The 23603-nt window shown below is 72.4% G+C and carries 22 protein-coding genes; 8 read left to right on the forward strand and 14 right to left on the reverse strand.

Annotation, left to right across the window (positions count from 1 at the left end):
• Positions 1–52: 52 nt before the first annotated feature.
• Complete coding sequence (locus P3T29_RS15255; protein WP_280716973.1) at positions 53–583, forward strand: YbhB/YbcL family Raf kinase inhibitor-like protein; 531 nt, start codon at positions 53–55, stop codon at positions 581–583.
• 77 nt (positions 584–660) lie between these two features.
• Here the strand turns inward: P3T29_RS15255 and P3T29_RS15260 are convergent, their stop codons facing one another.
• The 3 genes from P3T29_RS15260 to P3T29_RS15270 form a co-directional block, all read right to left on the reverse strand.
• A complete protein-coding gene (locus tag P3T29_RS15260; RefSeq protein ID WP_280716974.1) occupies positions 661–825 on the reverse strand; it encodes a hypothetical protein in 165 nt (54 codons plus the stop codon).
• A gap of 191 nt (positions 826–1016) precedes the next feature.
• Complete coding sequence (locus P3T29_RS15265; RefSeq protein WP_280716975.1) at positions 1017–1937, reverse strand: NAD(P)-dependent oxidoreductase; 921 nt, start codon at positions 1935–1937, stop codon at positions 1017–1019.
• 66 nt (positions 1938–2003) lie between these two features.
• The gene (locus tag P3T29_RS15270; protein WP_280716976.1) at positions 2004–2303 is read right to left on the reverse strand and encodes a hypothetical protein; all 300 of its coding nucleotides are present in this window, start codon (positions 2301–2303) and stop codon (positions 2004–2006) included.
• Positions 2304–2633: 330 nt separating this feature from the next.
• Here P3T29_RS15270 and P3T29_RS15275 point away from each other — a divergent pair, with 330 nt between their 5' ends.
• Positions 2634–3644, forward strand: a complete 1011-nt coding sequence (locus P3T29_RS15275) for a hypothetical protein (RefSeq protein ID WP_280716977.1) — start codon at positions 2634–2636, stop codon at positions 3642–3644.
• Between the two features lie 54 nt (positions 3645–3698).
• On the opposite strand, the gene hemC is transcribed toward P3T29_RS15275, so the two are convergent.
• From hemC to P3T29_RS15290, 3 genes are all read right to left on the reverse strand, one after another.
• On the reverse strand, positions 3699–4634 hold the full coding sequence (gene hemC / locus P3T29_RS15280; protein ID WP_280716978.1) for a hydroxymethylbilane synthase: 936 nt from the start codon (positions 4632–4634) through the stop codon (positions 3699–3701).
• 120 nt (positions 4635–4754) lie between these two features.
• On the reverse strand, positions 4755–5519 hold the full coding sequence (locus P3T29_RS15285; protein ID WP_280716979.1) for a DUF2071 domain-containing protein: 765 nt from the start codon (positions 5517–5519) through the stop codon (positions 4755–4757).
• A gap of 110 nt (positions 5520–5629) precedes the next feature.
• Positions 5630–6190 carry a hypothetical protein gene (locus P3T29_RS15290; RefSeq protein ID WP_280716980.1) on the reverse strand — a complete coding sequence of 187 codons (561 nt, stop codon included), beginning with the start codon at positions 6188–6190 and terminating at the stop codon, positions 5630–5632.
• A gap of 267 nt (positions 6191–6457) precedes the next feature.
• Here P3T29_RS15290 and P3T29_RS15295 point away from each other — a divergent pair, with 267 nt between their 5' ends.
• A complete protein-coding gene (locus P3T29_RS15295) occupies positions 6458–7318 on the forward strand; it encodes a hypothetical protein (protein ID WP_280716981.1) in 861 nt (286 codons plus the stop codon).
• Positions 7319–7330: 12 nt separating this feature from the next.
• Here P3T29_RS15295 and P3T29_RS15300 read toward each other — a convergent pair whose 3' ends face one another.
• Positions 7331–8254 carry an oxygenase MpaB family protein gene (locus P3T29_RS15300; protein ID WP_280716982.1) on the reverse strand — a complete coding sequence of 308 codons (924 nt, stop codon included), beginning with the start codon at positions 8252–8254 and terminating at the stop codon, positions 7331–7333.
• A gap of 258 nt (positions 8255–8512) precedes the next feature.
• Here P3T29_RS15300 and P3T29_RS15305 point away from each other — a divergent pair, with 258 nt between their 5' ends.
• Together P3T29_RS15305 and P3T29_RS15310 are read left to right on the forward strand one after the other, a co-directional pair.
• The gene (locus tag P3T29_RS15305) at positions 8513–9328 is read left to right on the forward strand and encodes a ZIP family metal transporter (RefSeq protein ID WP_280716983.1); all 816 of its coding nucleotides are present in this window, start codon (positions 8513–8515) and stop codon (positions 9326–9328) included.
• A gap of 76 nt (positions 9329–9404) precedes the next feature.
• A complete protein-coding gene (locus tag P3T29_RS15310) occupies positions 9405–9917 on the forward strand; it encodes an FBP domain-containing protein (protein WP_280716984.1) in 513 nt (170 codons plus the stop codon).
• 113 nt (positions 9918–10030) lie between these two features.
• On the opposite strand, the gene P3T29_RS15315 is transcribed toward P3T29_RS15310, so the two are convergent.
• Positions 10031–10921, reverse strand: a complete 891-nt coding sequence (locus tag P3T29_RS15315) for a spherulation-specific family 4 protein (RefSeq protein ID WP_280716985.1) — start codon at positions 10919–10921, stop codon at positions 10031–10033.
• 677 nt (positions 10922–11598) lie between these two features.
• Between P3T29_RS15315 and P3T29_RS15320 the strand changes: the two genes are divergently transcribed.
• Both P3T29_RS15320 and P3T29_RS15325 read left to right on the forward strand, forming a co-directional pair.
• Positions 11599–12384, forward strand: a complete 786-nt coding sequence (locus P3T29_RS15320; RefSeq protein WP_280716986.1) for an ABC transporter ATP-binding protein — start codon at positions 11599–11601, stop codon at positions 12382–12384.
• A gap of 94 nt (positions 12385–12478) precedes the next feature.
• Entirely contained in the window at positions 12479–15391 is a 2913-nt protein-coding gene (locus P3T29_RS15325; protein WP_280716987.1) for an ABC transporter permease, read from the forward strand.
• Positions 15392–15507: 116 nt separating this feature from the next.
• On the opposite strand, the gene P3T29_RS15330 is transcribed toward P3T29_RS15325, so the two are convergent.
• From P3T29_RS15330 to P3T29_RS15350, 5 genes are all read right to left on the reverse strand, one after another.
• A complete protein-coding gene (locus P3T29_RS15330) occupies positions 15508–16029 on the reverse strand; it encodes a hypothetical protein (protein WP_280716988.1) in 522 nt (173 codons plus the stop codon).
• Positions 16019–17959, reverse strand: coding sequence for a polymorphic toxin-type HINT domain-containing protein (locus P3T29_RS15335; protein WP_280716989.1), 1941 nt, complete (start codon positions 17957–17959; stop codon positions 16019–16021). The genes P3T29_RS15330 and P3T29_RS15335 overlap by 11 nt, the downstream gene beginning before the upstream one ends.
• Positions 17960–18297: 338 nt before the next feature.
• Positions 18298–19314, reverse strand: a complete 1017-nt coding sequence (locus P3T29_RS15340) for an NAD(P)/FAD-dependent oxidoreductase (protein ID WP_280716990.1) — start codon at positions 19312–19314, stop codon at positions 18298–18300.
• Positions 19311–19844, reverse strand: coding sequence for an isoprenylcysteine carboxylmethyltransferase family protein (locus P3T29_RS15345; protein WP_280716991.1), 534 nt, complete (start codon positions 19842–19844; stop codon positions 19311–19313). Before P3T29_RS15345 ends, P3T29_RS15340 begins: the two co-directional genes overlap by 4 nt.
• Before the next feature lie 11 nt (positions 19845–19855).
• A complete protein-coding gene (locus P3T29_RS15350; RefSeq protein WP_280716992.1) occupies positions 19856–20911 on the reverse strand; it encodes a 3-oxoacyl-[acyl-carrier-protein] synthase III C-terminal domain-containing protein in 1056 nt (351 codons plus the stop codon).
• Positions 20912–20949: 38 nt separating this feature from the next.
• On the opposite strand from P3T29_RS15350, the gene P3T29_RS15355 reads away from it, so the two are divergent.
• Entirely contained in the window at positions 20950–21804 is an 855-nt protein-coding gene (locus P3T29_RS15355) for a UbiA family prenyltransferase (RefSeq protein WP_280716993.1), read from the forward strand.
• 106 nt (positions 21805–21910) lie between these two features.
• On the opposite strand, the gene P3T29_RS15360 is transcribed toward P3T29_RS15355, so the two are convergent.
• Complete coding sequence (locus tag P3T29_RS15360; RefSeq protein WP_280716994.1) at positions 21911–23590, reverse strand: NAD(P)/FAD-dependent oxidoreductase; 1680 nt, start codon at positions 23588–23590, stop codon at positions 21911–21913.
• Positions 23591–23603: the final 13 nt, after the last annotated feature.

The raw sequence follows: 23603 nt of genomic DNA on the forward strand, positions 1-23603 counted from the left end.
GATCCCGCGCCGCGACATCACCGATGTCCGTACTCCAGGAGGCTCGCCCAGCATGTCCAAGCACCACCGGCCGCCACTCCCCCACGACTTCCTGAGGCCCGTACCGTCCTTCTCGCTGACCAGCGAGGACGTACCGGACGGCGGGACGCTCTCCCAGGCGCAGGTACTGGAGGGCGGCAACGTCTCCCCGCAGCTGCGGTGGGCGGGCTTTCCGGCCGAGACGAAGAGCTTCGCCGTCACCTGCTTCGACCCGGACGCGCCCACCGGCAGCGGCTGGTGGCACTGGGTGCTGTTCGACCTCCCGGCCGACGTCACCGAGCTTCCGGCCGGCCTCGGCAGCGGCGACTCGGCCGACCTGCCGGCGGGCGCGATCCACGCCCGCAACGACTACGGGACGAAGAACTTCGGCGGCGCGGCCCCGCCCGCCGGCCACGGCCCGCACCGCTACGTCTTCACCGTGCACGCCTTGGGTGTTGAGAAGCTCGGCCTGGACGAGGACACCTCGGCGGCGGCCGTCAGCGGCACGCTGGGCTTCCTGGCCCTGGCCCGCGCGAGCGTGATCGCGGAGTACGAGAACAGCTGACGGATCGTCAACTGTGCTGCGGCCCCGGGCGGGAGACCACCCGGGGCCGAGACGTCCGGAGCCGGGGCCGGCCTGCCTCACGCCAGGGTGCGGGATCCGGCGGCGCGGACGGCGTGCCGTCCGCCGGCCCGGCTATGTCGGCGCCGCACGGTCGACCTGGTCCTGCGATGGCCGGATCCGCCGCCGGTCAGCAGGACGGCGAGCAGCGGCGGCGCGATGAGCAGTAGCAGAGTGAGTGCCATGACGAACCCTCCGTGGACGGACCAACTGCTAGCCAGTCTCGCCGGATCGGTGGCGGAGAAACCTCGGCCACGGCTGTTCGCAGGCACAGTCACCCGTAGGGCTTAGCTGACGTTGGGTCAGTCGGACGCCTGCGAAACCGCGTTCGGGTGAGCGTTCCGGAACGGGCGTGCCCAGGCAGCGGGCCGGGGGTTCAGGCGGGCAGACCCGCGTGACGGCGGGCCGTGGCGGCGACGGCGGACCAGTCGCGCTCGGCGTCGCCGTGGGCGACCGCCTCGAGGAAGGCGTCCCGCAGGATGCTGCCGAAGGGCAGCGGCACGTGGGTCTCGGCTCCGGCGGCGAGGGCGAGGTTGACGTCCTTGAGGCCGAGGGCGAGGCGGAAGCCCGTGGGCTCGTAGCGGCGTTCGGCGACCATCGCGCCGTAACCGGAGTAGACCGGGCCGGGGAAGATCGTGCTGCTCAGCATCTCGACCAGGTCGCCGGGGCGGACCCCGTTGGCCTCGGCCAGGCTGCACGCCTCGGCCAGCGACTCGATGGCGCAGGCCAGCAGGAAGTTGGAGCTGATCTTGGCGGTGTTGGCGTGCTGCGGTTCCGTCCCGAGCCGCCAGGTCCGGCGGCCCAGGACCGCGAACAGGGGCTCCACCAGGTCGAGCAGCGCGTCCGGACCCCCGGCGAGGATGTTCAGCTGCCCGGCTGCCGCCACCTCGCTCCGCCCGAGCACGGGCGCGGCGAGGTAGCCGACACCGTGCTCGGCGTGCAACGCGGTGGCCCGGCGGGCGAGTTCGAGCGAGACCGTGGCCATGTTGACGTGCACCGAGGCCTTGGCGCCGGACAGCAGAGCCGGGTCGTGCAGCAGGCTCTCCACCGCCGCGTCGTCGGCGAGCATCGAGACCACGACCTCGTTCCGGTAGATCTCGGCGAGGTCCGCCGCCGCCGTGGCCCCCTGGGCGACCAGCGCCTGCACCGGCCCGGCCGAACGGTTCCAGACCTGCACCCGGAACCCTGCCCCGAGCAGGTTGGCGGCCATGCCACGCCCCATCGCCCCCAGCCCGACGAAGCCCACCCGCTCGAACCCGGCTTTCCCGACGTCCACGCTCTGCACGATCCCGGTCATCCCGCGTACTCCTCCGAGGCTGGTCCCGGGCCGGGGTCGACCCCCGGCCGGACCCCTGACTCTACGTCAGATACCTGGCCCGGCCTCGGTGCCGTGGACGGTGTGGTGAGCGTTGTCCCGCAGGCTGACCAGGACGTCGAGGAGCGCGGCGAGCGGCTGGTACTCGGCGCGGACGGCGGGCCGGTGGCCCTGGGACTTGAGGGTGTCCCAGATCTGTTCCAGATGCTCGTGCAGCGTGGTGCGGGCGAGCAGTTGGGCTTCGGCGGCGTCCGGTTCGAGGCCGGCGAGCGTGGCCCGGTCCAGGTGCTCCACCGCGTCGGCGATCGTCAGAGCGGCATGACGGATGTTCGGTTCAGCCTCGGGCACCGATGGCGCCTTCCCCCTGGGTGTCTCTGCTTGTCATGACCGAGCTTAGGCCCCCCGCCGCCGGGGCGGGCGTCGTTCCGGCAGATCAGCCGGGGAGGCGGGAGCAGGAACGGGAGTTGGGACGGGAGTTGGGACGGGAGTTGGGACGGACCCGTTGCCGGGCCCGTGCTTGCCCTTCCCTTGGCGTCACCCGGGCGCAGTCCCGACACACCGTCAGCTGGAGTGAGCCTTACCGCGCCGCAACTCCCGAGGTCGGCATAGTGGTGGACTGTGCCCAGCTCTCCCCCGCCACCCAGCTCTCCCCCGCCACCCCGTGCTCTCCCCCGCCGCATGCTGCTGGCCGCCGCCACCGGTTCGCTGATCGGTCTCGCCGGCTGCTCCTCCGGCCGCAGCACCGCTCCGGCCACCACTCCCGCGCCTTCGACGTCCCCGCCCCCGTCGTCGTCACCCTCACCGTCCGCGCCGTCGGTTCTCTCGACCTCCGCCCCCGCCGCGCCCGGCGCGGCGCTGCCCGCCACCACCCCCTGGTTGCCGGGGCCCGGCGAGATCGACCCGGATGTGAAGCTGCGAGCCGTTCAGCTCGTCGAGGCGATCGGCGCCTGGCCCGCCGGCGGCGGGGGTGTCCCGGCAGCGCAGTCGCGGGTCTCCGCGCTCGGGCTCGATCCCGGCCTGGCCGGCCAGGCCGGCCCGCTGCTGCCGTCGGCCGACCGGGCCGCGCTCCAGGTCATCGACGCCCAGTACGGGGGCATCCTCGCCGACTCCGCGAGCGTGCTGGTCGTCTGCGACCAGTGGACGGGTGCCGCGAACGGCCCGGTGACCGCCGGGGGCACCACGGTGGACGTACGGCTGAGCAGCGCGCAGCCCCGGTGGACGGTGACGGCACTGCACCCGGCCGAGCCGGGCGCCCCCGCCACGCAGCTCACCACCCCGGCCCAGCAGGTACTGGCCGAGACCCGCATCCAGCTACCACCCGCAGCGCACGCGGACATCATCAGCGGAGCCGTCCACGACAGCGTCCTGCAAGCCATGCTGACGCTCGCCCGGACGTACTCGTTCTCCGTCAGCGTGGTCCGCTCCGGCCACCCGCTGGACGTCTTCGGCACCACCCGCCCGAGCGACCACCCGCTCGGACGGGCCTTCGACGTCTGGCGGATCGACGGCCGCACGGTGGTCGACCCGGGGACGCCGACCGCTCTGGCGGACGGCTTCATGCGGGCCGCCGCCGCTGCCGGGTCCTACAACGTGGGCGGGCCCCGCCTGCTGTCCGGCGGTACGACCGCCAACCAGTTCTTCTCCGACAACACCCACCACGACCACGTGCACGTGGGCTTCCTGACCTGATACCTGAATACCTCGGACCACGCCCACCGCTCGGCGGGCGCAACCGTACGGCCGTCAGTGCGGGATGGTGTCGATCAGCTCGCGGGCACCCTGACGGAGCAGGGCGACCGCGACGGAGGTGCCCAGCGTCGCCGGGTCCAGCGGGCCGGCCCACTCGTGGGCGTCCAGGACGGTCTTTCCGTCCGGCGAGAAGACCCGGGCCCGGAGGGAGAGCCGGCCATCGCGTTCGGCCTTCGCGTAGCCCGCGATCGGCGAGTTGCAGTGCCCCTGGAGGACGTGCAGGAACATCCGCTCGGCGGTGGTCTCGCGCCAGGCGTCGGCGTCACCGAGGCCGGTGACCGCGCCGATGGTGGTGCTGTCCTCCTCGCGGCACTGGAGGGCGAGCACACCCGCGCCGATCGGCGGGCACATCGCCTCGACCGAGAGGATCTCGGAGATCCGCTCCGGCTGCCCGATCCGCTCCAGCCCGGACACCGCCAGCAGCAGCGCGTCGGCCTCGCCAGCCGCCAGCTTCTCCAGCCGCCGGTTGGCGTTGCCCCGCATCGGGACACAGACCAGGTGCGGGTGGGAGACCGCCAGCTGCGCGACCCGGCGGACGGAGGAGGTACCGATCCGCGCGCCCTCCGGGAGCTGGTCCAGCGTCAGCCCGGTGGGGTGGACCAGGGCGTCCCGTACGTCGTCGCGCTTGAGGAAGGCGGCGAACACCGTACCGGCCGGCAGCGGCCGGTCGGCGGGCACGTCCTTGACGCAGTGCACCGCGAGGTCGGCCTCACCCGCCAGCAGCGCCGCGTCGACCTCCTTGGTGAACGCTCCCTTGCCGCCCAGCATGGACAGATCACCCATCCAGCGGTCCCCCGAAGTGGTGACCGGCACCACCTCGGTCCGGATACCGGGGTGCAGGACAGCGAGTTCGGCCCGGACCCGCTCCACCTGGGCCAGCGCCATCGGGGACGAACGGGACACGATGCGAATCAGCTCGGCAGAGGGCATACAAGAAACGATAGCCCGTCAGTTCCCCTACCCCACAACCGGCTTGCCCGCCAGACGGACCCTCCACACGCGGGCAGCAGGGGCGCCCGCCGGGGCGCCCCTTCGCTGGAGGTTGTTGGTTCAGGCGCTCCGGGCGCCGCCCGGGCGGGCCGGGAGCGCGAAGCGGACGGGGACGCCCGGGGAGTAGAGGACGCTCACCGGGTCGTCCGGTGGCGTGGGGAGGCCGGCTGCCGGGAGCAGGTTCTGCTCGTACTCGAGGAGCTCGGCGCGGTGGAGCGGCCAGCGGGGGTGGGAGTTGGGGAGGTACATCTGGCGGCCGAAGAAGGAGCTGTGCATGCCCCAACGGGCCGTCAGGAAGTGTTCCAACTCGGTGGGTTCGTCGATCGGTTCGCCGATCCGGACGGAGATCCGGCTGTGTGCGTCGCGCGGTCCGGGCCAGCGTCGGGCGCTGCGGTAGGTGATGGTGTCGCCGACCTGGCGGATGTCCATCCTGGACCAGAGGTAGGGCAGCCGGAAGGCCGCCCGCGCGACGGCCACCGGGAGCAGCCGGGAGGCGTCGAGCGAGCGGAAGACGACGCCCCGCCGGCCGTGGGCGTCCACCGAGTACAGGCGGACGTTGGTCTCGGGGAAGGTCCCCAGGTACGGGAGGCCTGGCAGCCGGAACCACCCGACGCGGTGCATCCGGAAGGCGATCAGGCCGACGTAGGTGACACCGTCGAGGGTGTCGGGCACCGTACCGGGCGGCAGCAGCGGGGCCACGTCCGCCGGGTCGGCCGGCCAGTGCAGGAAGGCCAGGTCCAGCCAGGACTGGGTGAGCAGCGGGTGCGGCGTGGGCCCGGGCGGGTCCGCCGTGATGGGCTCCGGGACGAACGGTGGGTGCGGCACCGCACCAGCATCGCAGAGCCGTCCGGTTACCGGCCAGAGCAGGGCTGGTAGTTGAGGGGCGAGAGGGCCCGGCGGGCGTCAGCGGCCCGCCGGGCCGCGCGCGCCGAGAGCTACAGGCCGAGGCTGGAGAGGGCGGTGGTCCAGTCGGTCGCGATGGCGTTCTGGGCGGGGGCGAGCTCCACCCTGCCGGAGCAGACGGCGCGCTTCAGCGCGTTCTCGACCGCATCCTTCTGGCCGGAGGTGCCGACGCCGCTGTGCGGCTCGGGCCACAGGTTCCTCGGGTCCCTGGGCGCGCCGCCCAGCTCCAGCGGGATGAAGTGGTCCTCCTCGTAGTCCGAGGGGTTGGTGTCGCTGTAGCCGTACGCGATTATCTGCTGGACCTTCAGCTTGTTGGTGTACGAGGTGGGCGGCCGTACGGTCCCGGTCCAACCCGACACGCAGATGGTCGAGTTGATGGTGCTCTGGGTGACGGACGGGTTCACCGCTCCCGGCGTACAGGCCGGGTCGGGCAGCGGCAGGTACGCCTGCGAGCAGCTCCCGGCGGCGCCGGCGGCGCTCAGCGGGGAGCCGGCGGGGAGGACGGCCGCGTGGGCGGTGCCGGTGACGAAGCAGCCGGTGGCGAGGGCCAGGGCGGTGGTGGTGACGGCGATCCGCTGGTGCAGGGATCTCATCGTGACTCCATGGGAGTTGGCCCGGCAGAGGGCGGCCGGGTGAGGGGTGCGAGTGGGTGTATGTCCATGACAGCACCGGTCGCCGCCGCTTAGAAGTACCCGGGGGTGAACATTTCATGACGCGCGTAGATACATTCCCACCCGCCCATCTCCGGACGGCAACCACCTTGTGCAGAAGCACATCTGAACGAGCGAATGGTCAAGCCCCGCCCTCGCCGAACGAGCCTTGGTGATCACCGGCCCGGCCGGTCGGCCAGAATGTCGACCATGGACGAGAGCAAGCCCCCCGGGACCGGGGACCAGATTTCGAGCGGAAACAGCGGTGGCGGCGACTCCGGACCGGCCGACCCAGGCGGCGTGACGGTGAGTCAGCACGAGCTCACCGAGCTGCTGCACCGTCGCCTGGACCGGCTGGAGCGGCTGCTCGAACCAGTCTCGAAGCTGCCCACCGAGCCGGAGCAGCCGCCGGCCTGGCGCCAGGCCACCGAGGGCGAACAGCGCTGGGCCGCCGGCGTGACCGTCCTGATCGCGATCGGTCTCCAGCTCTTCCTGCCACCCCGCCTGACGATCCATCCGCACTGGATACTGCCGGCCCTCGAACTGGTGATGATGATCGGGCTGGTCGCCTTCAACCCGCACCGCCGGCTCCGACTCGACCGCAGGTCGCGGCTGCTGCGCACGCTAAGCCTGAGCCTGGTCGCCGCGATCAGCCTGGCCAACGGCTGGTCGGCGGTGAAGCTGGTACGCGAGTTGCTGCACAGCGCCGGCGCACCCAACGCGCTCGCGCTGCTGGGCACGGCCGGTGCGGTCTGGGCCACCAACGTCATCGCGTTCGCGCTCTGGTACTGGGAGTGGGACCGTGGCGGACCGGTCGCCAGGGCCCTCGGCACCAAGGACTACCCGGACTTCCTGTTCCCGCAGATGCAGCAGGACGGCCTCGCCCCGCCCGACTGGGAACCGGCCTTCCTCGACTACCTCTACGTCGCCTTCACCAACGCGACCGCCTTCAGCCCCACCGACACGATGCCGCTCTCGACCTGGGCGAAGCTGCTGATGAGCCTGCAGTCCGTCGTTTCGCTGCTGACGGTGCTCCTGGTGGTAGCCCGGGCGGTCAACATCCTGCAGTAGTGTGACGAACCGTCAGCCGGTGTAGTGCCTGGGGTCGTCGCGTTCACCGACGGGCGGGAGGTTGCGGGCCGGGGTCTCGACCGGCGGCGAGTCGTCCGGCCGCCTTCCGGCCGCGCGCTGCCAACCGGCCCGGGCCCGGGGGTGGAAGCGGCGGTCGTGCGGCAGCAGCCGCCACCCGGCGTCGGCCAGGCGGGCGAGCAGGCGTAGCCGGCGCTCGTCGGCCGGGGTCCAGCCGTGTCCCAGCCGCTCGCGTACGGCCGGCGGGTACAGCCCGACGGTGAGCCAGACGAACGGCCGGACCACCAGCGGACGCAGCAGGGCCCAGAGTGGCTCGGGCAGCCACGAGAGAGCGGGCGGGCGGCCGATCCGGCCGATGTCCAGGACGGCGCGGGCCGCCCGGTTGTCCTCCAGGACCTCGGCGCACATGTGGTCCCAGTACCGTTCGAAGGCCTCCCAGTCCGGCGGCACCGGTCGCATGCTCATCCCGTACAGGGCGTACCACTGCACCTGCTCGCCGTACAGCTGCCGCTTCTGCGGCACGGTGAGCCCACCCGCCAGGCGGTCGGCCAGCACCACCGTGCTCATGAAGAACGTCGCGTGCGCCCAGTAGAAGGTGTCGGGGTCGAGCGCGTGGTACGGGCGGCCCTGCCGGTCGACGCCCTTGACCAAGTCGTGGTAACCGCGCACCGCGCGGGCGGTCCGCACGGCGTTCGGGCCGTCGTAGACCACGCCGTAGATCGGGTAGAGCGAGCGGTGCAGGCGTTCCCAACGCTCGTCCAGGAAGCCGGAGTGCTCCTCGACGCCGGCGCCGAGCCCCGGATGCATGTTCTGCAGGGAGCCCGCCCACAAGGCCAGCGCCATCCCGCGCCAGTCCCCGAAGTACCTCCAGGTCAGGGAGGACGGGCCCAGTGGCGCCGGGGCCTCTCGCTCGCTCATGAGATCACTCCAACGGATCGCTGCACCGGATCGCTGCACCGGATCGCTCTGATGATCACTCCGGGCGCTGCTGTCCTACCAACACACCAACGCATGTCGTCAGATAGTGACGACAGCGGCACTCGGAGTCAATGAGGCCGCGCTTCGACGGGATCCGGCCGCGATCCGGCCGAATCTGACGGGCGGAGAGGTTGTTAGGCAAACCTCAGTTGCCCTAGTGTCTGCCCGCTACCCTCAGCTCGTCCCCACGGAGCCGTCATGTCCGGATCGCAGATCACACTGCTCGGCGCCATCGCCGGGTTCACCATCTACCTGGGCCTGCCCATAGGCCGGCTCCAGCGGCCTGCGCCCCGCTTGAAGGCCGCTCTGAACGCCCTGGCCATCGGCATCCTGACCTTCCTGATCTGGGACGTCCTCACCCACGCCTGGGATCCGACCGACAAGGCGCTGTCCGACCACAGGTGGGGCACCGCCGCCCTCGGCGGCGGCGTGCTCTTCGTCGGCCTCGCGATCGGCATGGCCGGCCTGGTCTACTACGACCGCTACAACGGCCGGCGCCGCGCCGCCGCTGCCGAGCGCGCGGCGGCCGACCCGGTCGGCGCCGGGGCGGTGCACTCGCAGCCTCTCCAGCTCGCCTGGATGATCGCCACCGGCATCGGCCTGCACAACTTCGCCGAGGGGCTGGCCATCGGCAACTCCGCCGCGCAGGGCCAGCTGTCGCTCGCCGTACTGCTCGTGATCGGCTTCGGGCTGCACAACGCCACCGAGGGCTTCGGCATCGTGGCGCCGCTCGCCGGTGAGGGCACCCGGCCGTCCTGGGGCACGCTCGGCCTGCTCGGCCTGGTCGGCGGCGGGCCCACCTTCGCGGGCACGCTCATCGGCCAGCACCTCGTCAACGACACCCTCAGCATCGCCTTCCTCGGGCTCGCCGCCGGGTCCATCCTCTACGTCGTCATCGAGCTGCTCGCCGTCGCGCGGCGCGCCAACCTCAAGGAACTCACCACCTGGATGATCCTCGGCGGTCTGCTCCTCGGTTTCACCACCGACGCCATCGTCACCGCCGCCGGCGCCTGAGCCTGGTCCCCTCGCACCCCGCCCCACCAGGGAAAACCAGATGACCCTCGCAGGCGGGGCTGCTAGCGTCCGGAACATGAGACCGGTCACCGAGGACGAGATCCGCGCATCCTTCATCAACTGCTCGAAGGGTGAAGCCCGTCGGCTGAACCTGCCGCGTGGGCTCGCCGACCTGCCCTGGGACGACCTCGACTTCCTCGGCTGGCGGGATCAGGGCGCCCCCGACCGTGGCTATCTGGTGGCCGAGCGGCCCGACGGCCTGGTCGGGATCACGCTGCGGGCCCCGACCGGGGTCCGGCGGAGCCTGCTCAGGAGCAGCCTCTGCTCGATCTGCGTGACCTCGCACGCCGGTTCGGGCGTCTCGCTGCTGACGGCCCGCAGGGCGGGCGTGGCCGGGCGGGAGGGCAACACGGTGGGCGCGTACATCTGCGCCGACCTCGCCTGCTCGCTGTACGTCCGGGGGAAGAAGAGGTCCGCGCTGGCCGAGCGCGTCTCCGAGTCACTGACCGTCGACGAGCAGATTGCCCGGACTCTGGTGAACCTCGACGCCTTCCTTGAGCAGATACTCCGGAGCACCCAGCCCGCCTGAGCCGCTCGACCTGAGCTGCTCCGGCGGGAGCTTCACGGCGGCGGCCCCGCCCTGGCCGCCGCCGTTAAGCCGTGAACCGCCGTGAAGCCGTGCAGCCGTGAACCGCCAGGCGGTCAGCCGATGGTCGCCGCGTACGTCGTCTGGGTGCCGAACTTCCAACTCGGGCTGACGTTCCAGGGGTTGGGCAGCCCGGCGCCGGTGGCGTAGGCGTACCCCGCGCCACGGTTGAACGCCGTGGCCAGAGTGGTCTGCATGGCGGTGGTGTCCGGCACCCCGTACACCAGGTGCCAGAAGGCGGTGCCGCTCGGGTCGAAACCGGCGCCGGAGTAGTAGCCGGCGGTCGAGTTGAAGGTGTTCCCGCCGAGCCAGCCGGTGCCGGTGTAGTCGGCGTAGGTGCCCTCGTAGGTCACGAAGGTGTCGGCCGTGCGGTGCCCGGCCTCCAGGTAGCAGTCCGCGATGGCGGTGCCGGGGTTGTCGACCACCAGGTCGGACACCGAGGGATCGACGCTGTTCATGGTGGTCTGCACGTACTGGCGCAGCCCGTAGTAGTAGTCGCGGACGGTGTTGTCGGTCCCGCAGTCGCGGCTGACGACGTCGAAGAAGATGCCGTCGACGTGCAGACGCCCGTCCGTGGTTTTCAGATAGTTGTCGACCGAGGCCTGGACGGCGGCCGCCGAGCGGCTGCCATTGTCGGTGTGCACGTAGCCCAGTACGCGGGTGTGGCCACCGGAGGCCGTGACGCCCTGGCGGAGCTTGTCGGCCTGGGCCTGCCAGGTGGTGTCGAACGGCGAGTCACCGTTCCCCGGGTTGAGGATGACTATCGAGGTCGCCGGGGAGGCGGCCGTCAGATCGGCGAGCATCGGGTCGCCGGGCCATACGTAGGCGGGCACTCCGATCTCCAGGCCACGCACGGGCGCTGCGGCCGCCGCACTGCCTGCGGCGACGGGTACGACCAGGAGTGAGCTCAGCAGGGCGGCCACAAGGCCCTTTGCTGCTCGGCGCATGCGGTTCTCCTCCATCAAGAGTTGGTGGCGCTCTGCCACCACTGGACACTAACCCGTCGTCAGGAGTACTGCCGGGCCGTACCGGCACGCCCCCGCACCCACCTCCGGCCCCAGAGTCCGAGCGTACCGCCGGCGAGCTCCGAGGCCAGGTCAGCAGTGCGATGGGGCATACCTGTCCAGACCACTTCCGGTGGCGTTCGGTTCCCGGGAGCAGTGCTCTCATCACTCCGGCCGATCCGGTCGCATGGCAGCTCCGCCTTGAAGCGCGGCTGCATACCGGGTATACATACTCAGTATGCTTCGCTGATGAACCGGTCGGCCGAGGCCCCGTCAGGACGGTGACAGCCCGTCACCCGACAGGCAGGCCGGTGGGCGCCCAGTTCGCGCCCCGCGACTGCCACGTGACGCCGCCGAGCGCCACGACCAACCGTCAGCAGACCCGAGCCGGGGCACCGCCCTGCCTGGGGGACGGCCGCTCCGCCGGGCTCGGTTCCGCGTACGGAACAAGCCCGGCGCGGAGCGAGCCGAACCAGCCCGCAGTACGAGCAGCGCACGAGCAACCCACCCACCAGCAACGCACCACGAACACCCGCACCACGAACACCCGCACCACCGAAGCCACCCGAAGCCGCCGCAGCCGCACGCCGCGCGGCAGCCACCCGAAGGAGAGCCGACCAGTGACAACCACACACCTGCGGAACACGGGGGAAGCAGTCCTGCGACTGCGAGGCGTGTCCCGCGTGCACGGTCACGGCGCAGCCCAGGTACACGCCCTGCGCGGCGTGGACCTGGCGGTGCGTCCGGGCGAGTTCGTCGCCGTGATGGGCACCAGCGGTTCGGGCAAGTCCACGCTGCTCACCATTGCCGGGGGGCTGGACAGTGCCACCTCGGGCGAGGTGCTGGTCGAGGGACAGGAGCTGGGCGGCCTGTCCCGGAGCGCCCTGTCCGCCGTCCGCCGACGCGCGATCGGCTACGTGTTCCAGGACTTCAACCTGATTCCCGCGTTGACCGCAGCCGAGAACGTCTCCCTGCCGCGCGAGCTGGACGGTGTGGCCACCCGCCAGGCCCGCGCCGAGGCGCAGGCCGCGCTCGCCGAGATCGGTATCGCCGACCTCGCCGACCGCTTCCCGGACCAGCTGTCCGGTGGCCAGCAGCAGCGGGTCGCCATCGCCCGCGCGCTCATCGGCGAGCGGCGGCTCGTTCTCGCCGACGAGCCCACCGGCGCCCTCGACTCCGCCACCGGCGACGCCGTCCTGACCGTCCTGCGGGCCCGCTGCGCCGCCGGGGCCGCCGCCGTGATGGTCACCCACGAACCCCGCCACGCCGAGTGGGCGGACCGTGTGGTAGTCCTGAGCGACGGTCGGGTCGTGGACGAACGCGTCCTCCTCCGTACCGAACCCCCGTCCGGCCTCGGGGCGCCCGCCGCCGGGGCCGACACCCAGGGGACGGGAGCCCAGCGGTGACCACGCGTCGGACCACGCGCCGGACGACCACCCGGAACACCAGCCGGACCGCCGGCCACGCCATCCCCCGGACCATCAGGAAGAGCGAAGCCCGATGAACATCTCCGCCTGGCGGGCCACCCTCCGCATAGCCCGCCGCGACGCGCTGCGCGCCAAGGGCCGCAGTGCCCTGATCATCGCCATGATCGCGCTGCCGGTCGTCGGCGTCACCGCCACCGACGTGGTGAACCGCAGCAGCCGGCTGACTCCGCAGGAGAGCATCACCCGCCTGATGGGCGCCTCCGACGCGTACGTCAGTACCGTGAAGGCCGGCTGGCGGCTGGAGCAGTCCCCGACCCCCACCGGCACCACCAGGGTGCTGTCGCAGAGCGGCCCGACGCCGGTTCCGACCACGGAGGAGGCGGCCCGCGCGGCCGAGCCGCTGGAGCAGTTGCTCAAGGAGGCCCTGCCGCCCGGCGCCCACGTCCTGCCGGTCGACGCCTCGCTCGGCTACAACATGACCAGCACGGTCTACGGCCAGGGGGCCGTACAGACGCAGTCCATGGACCTGAGCGACCCCGCCACCCACGGAATCGTGACGCTCCGCCAGGGCAGCTGGCCCGGCGCCGCGTACGAGGTCGCGGCGACCACCGGATTCCTGTCCGAGTCCGGACTGCACGTCGGCCAGAGCACCACCCTCGCGGGCACCACCCAGCCGCTGAAGATCACTGCCGCGATCGAGTACCCGGGCCTGTTGCGGGTGGCACGGCTCGTCGGCCGGCCGGGAGAGCTGAGCAAGCTCCTCGCGTCGGTGGACGGCAACCAGGGTGAGCAGCCCCCGGCGCGCGGCTCTCAGGACTTCCTGGTCATCATGCCGGGGCACGCCGCGTTCAGCTGGGACGAGGTGCAGCACGCCAACGCGTACGGCTTCACGGTCGCCTCGCGCACCGTGCTCGCCGACCCGCCGCCGGCCGGCGCCGTTCCGCTGTTCCGCAGTGGTTCCGACTCCGTCGCCCAGGCCGACACCGCCGCCGTGAAGTCGGCGACCATCTTCGCCACCGTCGTGGGCATGGCCCTGCTGGAGGTCGTGCTGCTGGCCGGTCCGGCGTTCGCGGTCGGCGCCCGCCGCTCGCGGCGCCAGCTCGGACTGATCGCGGCCTGCGGCGGCAACCGCGCGCACATCCGCCGGGTGGTGCTCGGCGGCGGCATCGTCCTCGGGACCACGGGCGCGCTGGTGGGCGTGGTGCTCGGCGGTCTCGCCGTGGCACTGGGCCGGTCGGCGCTGGAGACGCGGTCGGGGGCTCGCTTCGGCCACTTCGCGCTGGAGCCCGGTGATCTGCTCGCGATCGTGGCGATCGGCCTGGTGACCGGCCTGCTGGCGGCCGTCGTCCCGGCCGTGCAGGCCGCGCGACAGCCCGTGGTCGCCGCCCTCACCGGACGCGTCACCAGCCGCCCGCCCGCGATCTGGCTCACCGTCGTCGGCGTGCTGGTGGCCCTGGCCGGCACCGCGCTCGCCCTGCTCGGCGCGGTCGACGGTTCGCGGACACGGGTCGTGATGGCCGGATCCATGGTCGCGGAGCTCGGCCTGGTCATCTGCACCCCGTGGTTCGTGAGCCTGTTCGGCCGGATCGGCCGGTTCCTGCCGCTCGGCCCCCGGCTGGCGCTGCGCGACGCGGCCCGTAACCGAGGGCGGTCCGCTCCCGCCGTCGCCGCTGTCCTGGCGGCCGTCGCCGGCGCGGTCGCGGTGCTGATATTCCAGACGAGCAGCGCCTCGGCGGCCCGGTCGGGCTACGCGCCGACCGCGCCGAACGGAGCCGTGGTCGTCGAGGCGTACTCCGCACTGGCCTCGTCCTTCGCGTCCACCAAGCCCGGGACGTCGCGTGCGACGGCCGCGGCCGCCGCATCCGCCGCATCCGCGAAGAACGCCGACGCCCTGCGCTCGGCCGTGGAGCACGCCATCCCCGGTCTGGGGCAGCGCGGAGACATCCGGGAGATCACCTACGGACCCTGCGACGGTACGAAGGACGGCTTCTGCGGCTCGGTGGGCCTGACCGTGCCCAAGGAGAACCTCTGCCCAGCCGCAGCCGGGCTGACCAACCTGCGGCCCGTCGGCTTCGTGAGCCCCGAGGAGGCGAAGCAGCTGCTCGCCCACGATCCCCGGTGCAAGGCGAGCGTGCCGACGCCCCTGCAGGTGCTGGAGCTGATCACCGGCGACGCGACCGTGCTGCACAACCTGCTGGGGGTGGACGACCCCGCCGCCGCGCAGGCCCTCGCAGCGGGCCAGGTCGTCGTCCTGGACCCGCACTTCATCAAGGACGGCAAGGTGGCCCTGGCCCTCACCCGGTTCGGTGCCACCGGTCCGAGCGGCAACCAGGTCAGTTCCATCAGCCTCCCGGCGGTCGAGGCGAAGGCGACCACACAGGCCGTACGAGCGGTGATGTCGCCGGAGACAGCCAAAGCGGCGGGCCTCACCCTGGGCTACTACGACTCGGTCTGGCTGCCCGCGCACGCCCCCAGCTCGGCCGAGGAGCAGGGGGCCACCGCAGCCGTCGCCTCGGCCGGGCGGGGCAAGTTGTCCGTCGAACGCGGCTACCAGAACGGCTCCGGCAGCGCCACCATGCTGGGCCTGGTCATCGCCGCCTCGGCCGTGGCGATCGCGGCCGCCGGCATCGCGACCGGCCTCGCTGCGGCGGACTCCCAGGGCGACCTGGCGACCCTGGCGGCCGTCGGCGCGGCCCCGGGCATCCGGCGCAGGCTGTCGGGCTTCCAGTGCGCCGCCGTCGCCGCGATGGGCGCCCTGGTCGGTGTGGCAGCGGGATTCGTACCCGCCGTGGCCGTCCAACGTGTGCAGAACCTCGGCGCCCGGCCCCACGTGGACATCACCGGCGGCATCGACCTGGACGTAAGTCCACTGGTGGTCCCGTGGACCTACCTGATCGTCATAGTGGTCGGGCTGCCACTGCTCGCGTGGGTACTGGCCGCCGGCTTCACCCGCTCACGGGCGGCACTCACCCGCCGGACGAACTGACCGGCTGGGACCACTGCCCACACTCCTGCCCCCGCTCCCGCTCCGGCCGTTCACGGCGGGAGCGGGGGCGGGGGCAGCCGGACGTCGGCGACCCGGGCGGCCGCCCACGTCCGGGATCACCGCCCGCCGACGTTCCCGTCACCGAGGCCGTCGAGCGCCTCCCCGGCGATCCGGCGGATCCGTTTCGTTCTCGCGTGGCGGGACAGGAGCGACAGGACACGACCGTCCCGCGCGGATTCCGCGACCCTGCGCTGAAGCCAGTCGGACCAACCGTCGACGGTATTCGAGTCGATGGAGTCCAGATCGTCTCCAGAACGCACCGATTCGAGCAGGCCGAGCTCACGCGATCGCACCTCGGAGAACCTCCGGACGGACGGGTCCAACATCCCCACCCACTGGGCCCGTTGCGATGAATCGATCCGCTCCAGCATCATCACCACGACCGCTGAGGCGAGGGACGGATCGGGGTCGACCGCGACGGCGCGCCGCAGCAGGTCCACCGCCTCCGGGTGTTCTCCGGCCCGGCTGTACAGCCCCCACCTGGCATGCTCGTCCCGCCAGTCGGGGATTTCCAGCGCCACCAGTGCCCCCAGCTCCCGCACCAGATCCCCGAGGACGGGGTCGCCGTCAGCACCCACGGTTGGCCGCAAACCGCGCCATGGCGGCACGAATGTTCCCGCGGATCGTCTTGATGTTCTCGTCGACGACCTGCTGTTGCTGCTTCGAGAGTTCCGGGTTGCCGGCCAGGGGCTTCCCGTTCTGCCCGATGCGGACCTCGGCCCCACGACCCTTGACGTGAGCATGGGCCGGGCCGTGGTCGTTCGAGTAGATCTGAATGGTGACTCCATCTTGACTGACGATCGTCCCCACGCCGGGATAGTCGTCATTGTGGACCAGGATCGGCGTCGCACCGGCCAGCACGTAGTACGTGTGGACACCGTCGACGGTGAGGTTGTAGGTGCGGTCGGCGGCGGTGTACGCGCGTACTGCCCCGACGGTCGCGAACCCGTCCCCGGTGGTCTGGAGGCGGTCGCCGGGTTTGAGGTCGGCGGCGTCGGTCCAGGCGCCGGTGGTGGCGTCGTAGAACAGGTGGTGCGCGGTCGAGTCGATCTCTCCGGTACCGCCGGGGGCGGAGATGGCGAGCTGGACGAAGTCACGGTCGGAGTCGGTGACTTGGACGGCGGTGACGGTGTGCGCTGCGACCGGCCGGCTGCCCGGGACGGCGTTGTCGATCCGGTCGCCGACCTTGACGTCCTGGATGGGTACGGTGGTCCCGTCGGCCATCAGGACGCGGGTTCCGGCCAGGAAGCTGTTCTGCGCGCAACTGGTGGGCTTGTTCGCGGTCTGCGCTGCGGTGTTCCGCTCGGCCTGTTCGGCGCCCACCTCCTGATCGATCTCGGCCTGGACGGCCGCCATCGCCTGGATCCGGACCTCGGCCTCGTAGTCGAGCGTGTACGGGATACTGACGCTCTGGCCGGAGGCCTGGGCCTGCTGGTCGGCCTCCTGCTGTTTCTCCGCCTTGATCTGCTGGACCGGACCGGCGACTCCCGGGTCCGCGCAGCTGATCGTGCCGTTCCCGTTGATCGGCAGCGCCTCGGTCTGCATACAGCCCCCGGCCGCTTGGCCGTTGACGGTCACGGTCGCGCTCATGACCGCTGTGACGGTCCCGGACAGCTTGGCAGCGCGGGTGCTCGTGGTCGAGGTGGCGACGTTCTCGGTGACGGTGCAGCCGCTCTCCGAGCAGTTCAGGTTGCCGGTCTGGTTGAAGGAGAAGCTGACGCCGATGTCGACGGCGCTGTTCAGCGTCTTGGTCTGGCCTATCAGATCGCCGTACGTCTGGTCGGCCTCGGCGGGCGACACCGGCTGGAAGTCGGTCTCCCCGAGAGCGGCCAGGCCGGCGGGGACGTCACCGGAGGCCGCCAGGCGTGACCAGGCGGCCTGCACAGCCGGATGGGAGGACGCACCCGGCGCCCGAGCGGAGTGCAGCGAGGGTGAGCTCCCGGTGCCCGGTGTCGTAGCGGGCGTGGGCGCGAACCGCAGCACCCGGTAGGGCGCTGTCGCCGAGACGACCAGCACCCCGGCCGGTGTCGTCACCGCCAGCGCCGGATCCGCACCGACCTTGACCGCCGGAGTGCCGACCGGCGGGAAGGCGGTGGTCGCGTCCAGTGCGGCCCACAGTTCTGACGCCAGGTCGGCGGGCGAGCCCAGTCCCGCCGGCAGCAGGCCGGTCAGGCTGTCGTCGCCAGTGATCCACTTGCCCTGCACGGCCGAGGCCGAGACGCCCGCCGGCAGACCGGCCAACAGACCGGCCGGTGGCTTGACGTATGTCTTGTCCCCGACGGTCAGCACACTGATCTGCTGCCCGGCGACGGTGACCGTGCCGAGTGTCTCACCGCCGCTGGTGACCCTCAGATCCCAGGTCGTGGCCCCATCGGGCGCCGAACCGGAGTAGTGCGCCACCGGCTGGTCCAACAGGTTTTCCATCGCGAAGTAGAACGGCGTCCAGTTCGGCGCCGGCGTGTCGTGCCACGGCTGCCACACTCCCAGACCGGCGACGACCGTGAGCACCAGGCCGAGCACCCCTGCAACCCAGGCCCGCCGCCCTCGCCACCCGCGCTCGCGCCGTGGTGCAGGCGGCGGATCCGATACCACGAACCCCCACGCGGGCGCCCCGGCCGGCCCCGCCTGGTCCTCCTGGTCCGACAGCCCTCCGCCGAACTCACCAGTCATGCCGCATCCACTCCCCCTGTGCACGCCCACCCCCGACAGGTCGGCCGAAAGGCGCGCATCCTCGTCCAGCCCGTACCTGGCTCCCACGTTCACGTCCGCGGGCGCATACCGTAACCGTGCCGACACGGACCACTCCGCGTCAACCCTTCCTGAACCCCGCTCAAGGGCGGCCCGGCTCACCCGAGTTGGTTGACCAGGGCGGTGAAGAGGGCCGGCAGGCGGGCGGCGGCGGGGACGATCCGGGGGGCCAGGTACGGGCGGGCGCGCAGGCGCAGCAGGGTGTCGGTGAGGAGGCGGTGGCGGCGGGAGGTGCGGAGCCAGGCCTGTTCGTACGCCGCCGGGCGGTCCGCCCTTACGCAGTGGACCAGTTGGGCGGCGGTGGTGAAGGCGAGGGCGACGCCCTCTCCGGTGAGGGCGTCGAGGTAGCCGGCGGCGTCGCCCACCAGCAGGACCCGGCCCGCGACGCGGGTCCGGACGCGCTGGCGCAGTGGGCCGGCGCCCCGGACGGTGGTGGCGGTGGCGGCGGCTCCGAGGCGCCGCCGCAGGGCCGGGAAGGCGGCGAGCTGCTGGTCGAACGGCGCGCGGTCGGCGGTCAGCACGGCCACCCCGGTCAGGCCGGGCCCGAGCGGGGTGACGTACGCCTCCGAGCGGGCGGACCAGTGGACCTCCACGCAGTCCGTCCAGGGGTCCAGGGCGTAGTGACGGCGCAGCCCGTAGCGGGGTGGGCGCGGGTCGGGCAGGTCCAGGCCGAGTTGCCGGCGGATCGGCGAGTGCAGGCCGTCGGCGGCGGCGAGGTAACGGGCCGTCAGACCGGCGGCGGTGACGTGGTCGGCGTGCTGGGTGACGGTGGCGGCCTTGACGGGGTGGACGGGTACGCCGAGTTCGGCCGCGCGGCGGGAGAGCGCGTCGTGCAGGGCCGTCCGGCGGACTCCGAGACCGTGGTGACGGCCGAACCGGGCCTCGGCGAGGTGGCGGTCGTCCAGGTAGCGGATGCCGTGGATCGGGTGGCCGGGCACGCTGACGCCGAGTTCGGCGAGGGCGTGGACGGCTCCCGGCAGCAGGCCCTCACCGCACGCCTTGTCGATCGGGCCCGGCCGGGGTTCGGCGATCGCGACGTCCAGCCCCGCCAGGGCGGCGTGGATCGCCGTGGCGAGCCCGGCCGGGCCGCCGCCGACGACCAGCAGGTCGATCATCCGGGGACCGGGGCACAGTCGGTGAGAGTGGCGCAGTGGGTGAGCGCGGCGTTCTCGCAACGCAGGCGGACGGCCAGCAGCGGGAGGTTGAGCAGGGTGAACGCCGTCGCGGTGATCCAGGCGGAGTGCACCAGCGGCAGCGCGACGCCCTCGGCGACCACGGCCAGGTAGTTGGGGTGGCTGAAGAGCCGGTACGGGCCGGTGGTGACGAGGGGAAGGCCCGGGACGACGATGACCCGGGTATTCCAGCGCGGCCCGAGCGTGCCGATGCACCACCAGCGCAGCGCCTGGGCGGCGAGGACCAGGGTCAGCATCGGCCACCCGAGGGCGGGTACGAACGGCCGTGCGGCGAACCGGGTTTCGGCCAGGCAGCCCGCGAGCAACGCGGTGTGCAGCAGGACCATCACCGGGTAGTGGCCGGGCCCGTACTCCACGCCCCGGCGGCTCCGGCTCCAGGTCGCGTTGCGCCGGGCGACGAGGAGTTCGGCGAGACGTTCGGCGGCGGTCAGCAGGACCAGGAGGATGTACACGACGGTGTCTCCTACCAGCGGAGCAGCACGAGTTCGGAGCAGAAGCCCGGCCCCATGGCGAGCAGCAGGCCGGGGGTGCCGGGCGGCGGTGGCGGGCGCAGCGCGAGGGTGTCGCGGAGGATGTGCAGGACGGAGGCGGAGGAGAGGTTGCCGACCTCGGCCAGCGAACTCCTGGTCAGCTGAAGGGCGTTGGCGTCGAGGCCGAGCGTCTCCTGGACCGCGTCCAGCACCTTGGGGCCGCCCGGGTGGCAGACCCAGGCGGTGACGTCGGGTGGTTTGAGGTCGTGCTCGGCGAGGAAGGAGCGCACCTCCTCGCCGAGGTGCAGGCGTACCAGTTCGGGCAGTTCGGGGCCGAGCACGATCCGGAAGCCGGTGTCGCCGATGTGCCAGCCGAGGACACCCTCGGTGCCCGGGTAGAGGCGGCTGCGGGTGGCCGTCACGACCGGACCGGGGTTCGCGCGGTCGCGGCCCACGGCGACCAGGGCGGCCGCTCCGTCGCCGAACAGGGCGCCGGCCACCAGGTTCCGTACGGTCGCGTCGGCCCGTTGCAGGGTCAGCGAGCAGAGTTCGACGGAGAGCAGCACCGCGACCTGGTCGGGGTGCCCCTCCAGGTAATCGTGCAGCCGGGCGAGGCCGGCGGCTCCCCCGGCGCAGCCGAGCCCGAAGACCGGCAGGCGCTTCACGTCCGGCCGCAGGCCCACCCGGCCGACGAGCAGCGCCTCCAGCGAGGGCGCCGCGATGCCGGTGACGGAGGTGGAGATCACCAGGTCGACTTCGTGCGGTTCGATCCCGGCCTCGGCCAGGGCGGCGGTGAGCGCCTGTTCCCCGAGCCGCAGCCCCTCCTCGATGAAGAGGTCGTTGGCCCGTCCGAAGCCGTTCAGCCCCGCGTACTCCTCCAGCGGCAGCACCAGGTGACGGGCGGTGACGCCGGCAGTGGCGTGCAGCCGGTCCAGTACGCCCCGGTCGCCGCCCGTCGGCAGGCAGATCGTCGCGAGCGCGTCGGTGATCTCGCGCTGCTGGTAGCGGTGGGGTGGCACTACTCCGTGGACAGCGGCGATTCGCGTCATTCGGACAGAATAGGCGCAAGGTGAGCAAGCATCAGCAAATGGTCACAACTCGGCATTTCGTCCGACACCCCGCTGCGCGTGGGCTGCTGTCGGCCGCCCACCTCGCGCCGTCCGTCGCGGTCACGGCCGTGGCCACCGCCCTGGCGGCCGGTTCCGGCGGCGGCGCGGCGGGCAGCGCGCTGGTCGCACTCGCGGTACTGACCGGACAGCTCTCGGTCGGCTGGTGCAACGACCGGGCGGACCTGCGGCGGGATCTGGCCACCGGCCGCCGGGACAAACCACTGGTGGCGGGGGTGCTGCGCCCTCGTACCGTCGCCGTCGCGGCGGGCTGCGCGCTGGCGCTGTGCGTACCGCTCTCGCTCGCGAACGGCGCAGCAGCGGGCGGCGCCCATCTGACCGGGGTCGCGGCGGCCTGGGCGTACAACCTGGGCGTCAAGCGCACGGTCCTCTCCTGGCTGCCTTACGTGGTGGCCTTCGGCCTGCTGCCCGCCTTCCTGACCCTCGCCCTGCCCGGCCACCCGTGGCCCCCGGCGTGGGCGGTGGCGGCCAGCGCGCTGCTCGGCGTGGGCGCCCACGCCGCCAACGTCCTGCCGGACATCGCGGACGATCTCCGGACCGGGGTCCACGGACTCCCCCAGCGCCTCGGCGTCCGGCGGGCCCGGCTGCTGGCCGCCGTCCCGCTGTTCGCGGCCTCCGCCGTGCTCGCCCTCGGCCCGCCCGGACGGCTGGGTACGGCGGGCCGGGCCGGCCTGGTGGTGACCGGCGCCCTGGCGCTCGCCCTGGCACTGCCGCTCCGGGCCGGTGCGCGCAGCCGGCTGCCGTTCCTGGCGGCGCTCGGCCTCGCCGTGCTCGACGTCGCGCTGCTGCTGCTCCGGGGCAGCGCCCTCGCCTGAGCCTGGGCGGCCGATCAGCCGTGGCAGGGGCACCGGGCTCTGCTTCATGAACTGCAGAGCCCCGCGCCCCCTTGGTTGCCCGGTGGTCGACCAACTCGCGGAGCCGCTACGCGCCGATGGCCGTGAGCACCTCGCCTGCGGCCCGGGCGCCCTCGGCGGCACCGCCTTCCATGTACCCCTGGAAGTTGTACGAGGTGTGTTCGCCCGCGAAGTGCAGGTTGCCCTGGGCGGTGCCCTCGTAGCCCGCGTAGGTGGTGAGATAGCCGACCGGCCAGCAGGAGTAAGCGCCGTACGAGTACGGGTTGAGGTGCCAGGCGGAGAGGGTGGCCCGGCCGTTCCAGGTGGGGCTGGTGCCGGGCCAGAGCTGGTCGATCTGGCCGAGGTAGGTGGTGACCAGGTCGCGGGTGTAGCTGCTGGAGGCGTCGGTGAAGGCGCTCGGCGGGGTGAGCGAACGGGCGGGTGTGCCGCCGCCGTACTGGACCAGGATGCCGTCGCTGCCGGCCTGGCCTCTGGTCACGTCCCAGGCCTGCTGGAACGGCAGGTCGGAGAAGCACTCGCCGTTGGAGATCCCCGGCCATGGGCCGGTGCCGCTCCACGGGCGGCCAGTGAACTGCATGTTGAGCTTGGTGCAGTAGCCCATCGTCATGTGACCGAGCACGCCGCGCATCATCGGGTCGAGCGCGGCCCCGGAGAGGTCGATCCGCTGCTGGAGGATCGGCAGCGGGACGGCGAGGATGGTGTGGTCGGCGGTGACGGTCCGGGTGCCGCCGCCGTCGAGGGCGAAGGTGAGGGTCTGGGTGCCGTCGCCGTTGCGGGTCACGGCGGTGAGCGTGTACCCCTGCTGGACGGTACCGGGCGGGAGTGCGGCCGCGACGGCGTGCGGGAGTTGGTCGTTGCCGCCGGTGATGTGGTAGCGCTCGTCGGAGCCGCCCCAGATGTTGAAGCTGCCCGGGTTGGCCTGCGCGGAGATCAGCTGCAGGAAGGCGTAGGAGGACTGGGCGGTGGTGTCGGCGCCGTACTCGACCGCGTACGCGACGTCCAGAAACGCCCCGAGGTTGCTGGAAACCCCGCCGGGGACGCGGGAGTTGATCCAGTCCCGGATGGACATGTTGTCGAGCGCGACGGCGGCGGCGTTGTGGCTGTTCCAGGTCGGGGCGGAGCCGCCGGCCTGGATGTCGTTCCTGATCAGCTGCCAGATCGCCTTGAAGTCGGTGTCCGCCTGCGAGCGCGGGTAGTAGGCGCCGTGGAAGCGCAGGATCTGGTCGGCCCCGGCCGGGGTCGCCGCGCGGACCGAGGTGGTCGAGAGCCCGAAGCGCTGGCAGAGATCGAGGATGGTGTGATGGGAGGTGTCGACCAACTCTCCGCCGTACTCGGAGACTTGGCCCTGCTCCCAGAGGCCGGGGGTGGACGGGCTGCCGCCCGAGTACATCCGGCCGCCGATCCGGGACGGGTTCGCCTCGTAGACGGTGGAGGTGATGCCCTTGTCCGCGAGGGCGAGTGCGGCGTTGAGCCCGGAGATCCCGGCGCCGACGATGGCGATCCGGGGCATCGGGCCGACGTACTTGGAGACGGCGGCGCGGGCCCGGGGGGCCACGGCGATCCCCGCCACGCCGATCCCGAGCGCGGCCGCGCGGGCGAGCAGGGCTCTGCGGGACGGGCCGGCCGGTTCGGCGCGGGCTTCGTCGCGCAACCCCCGGTACTCGTCGGCGGGGAGTTGCAAGTGGTCGGCGGCAGCGTGGTCGGCGAGCAACTGCTTGATCTGCCAGGCGTGGTGCGAGCGAGCCATGTGGGGTGGTCCT

It is taken from the genome of Kitasatospora sp. MAP5-34 (assembly GCF_029894335.1).
GTDB lineage: Bacteria > Actinomycetota > Actinomycetes > Streptomycetales > Streptomycetaceae > Kitasatospora.

Coding starts and splice junctions, on each gene's coding strand:
- P3T29_RS15300 (WP_280716982.1), bottom strand. CDS start 8,254: ATGAGCGAGCGAGAGGCCCCGGCGCCACTGGGCCCGTCCTCCCTGACC.
- hemC (WP_280716978.1), bottom strand. CDS start 4,634: ATGCCCTCTGCCGAGCTGATTCGCATCGTGTCCCGTTCGTCCCCGATG.
- P3T29_RS15295 (WP_280716981.1), top strand. CDS start 6,458: ATGGACGAGAGCAAGCCCCCCGGGACCGGGGACCAGATTTCGAGCGGA.
- P3T29_RS15315 (WP_280716985.1), bottom strand. CDS start 10,921: ATGCGCCGAGCAGCAAAGGGCCTTGTGGCCGCCCTGCTGAGCTCACTC.
- P3T29_RS15260 (WP_280716974.1), bottom strand. CDS start 825: ATGGCACTCACTCTGCTACTGCTCATCGCGCCGCCGCTGCTCGCCGTC.
- P3T29_RS15325 (WP_280716987.1), top strand. CDS start 12,479: ATGAACATCTCCGCCTGGCGGGCCACCCTCCGCATAGCCCGCCGCGAC.
- P3T29_RS15275 (WP_280716977.1), top strand. CDS start 2,634: ATGCTGCTGGCCGCCGCCACCGGTTCGCTGATCGGTCTCGCCGGCTGC.
- P3T29_RS15310 (WP_280716984.1), top strand. CDS start 9,405: ATGAGACCGGTCACCGAGGACGAGATCCGCGCATCCTTCATCAACTGC.
- P3T29_RS15255 (WP_280716973.1), top strand. CDS start 53: ATGTCCAAGCACCACCGGCCGCCACTCCCCCACGACTTCCTGAGGCCC.
- P3T29_RS15360 (WP_280716994.1), bottom strand. CDS start 23,590: ATGGCTCGCTCGCACCACGCCTGGCAGATCAAGCAGTTGCTCGCCGAC.
- P3T29_RS15340 (WP_280716990.1), bottom strand. CDS start 19,314: ATGATCGACCTGCTGGTCGTCGGCGGCGGCCCGGCCGGGCTCGCCACG.
- P3T29_RS15355 (WP_280716993.1), top strand. CDS start 20,950: ATGGTCACAACTCGGCATTTCGTCCGACACCCCGCTGCGCGTGGGCTG.
- P3T29_RS15350 (WP_280716992.1), bottom strand. CDS start 20,911: ATGACGCGAATCGCCGCTGTCCACGGAGTAGTGCCACCCCACCGCTAC.
- P3T29_RS15305 (WP_280716983.1), top strand. CDS start 8,513: ATGTCCGGATCGCAGATCACACTGCTCGGCGCCATCGCCGGGTTCACC.
- P3T29_RS15290 (WP_280716980.1), bottom strand. CDS start 6,190: ATGAGATCCCTGCACCAGCGGATCGCCGTCACCACCACCGCCCTGGCC.
- P3T29_RS15265 (WP_280716975.1), bottom strand. CDS start 1,937: ATGACCGGGATCGTGCAGAGCGTGGACGTCGGGAAAGCCGGGTTCGAG.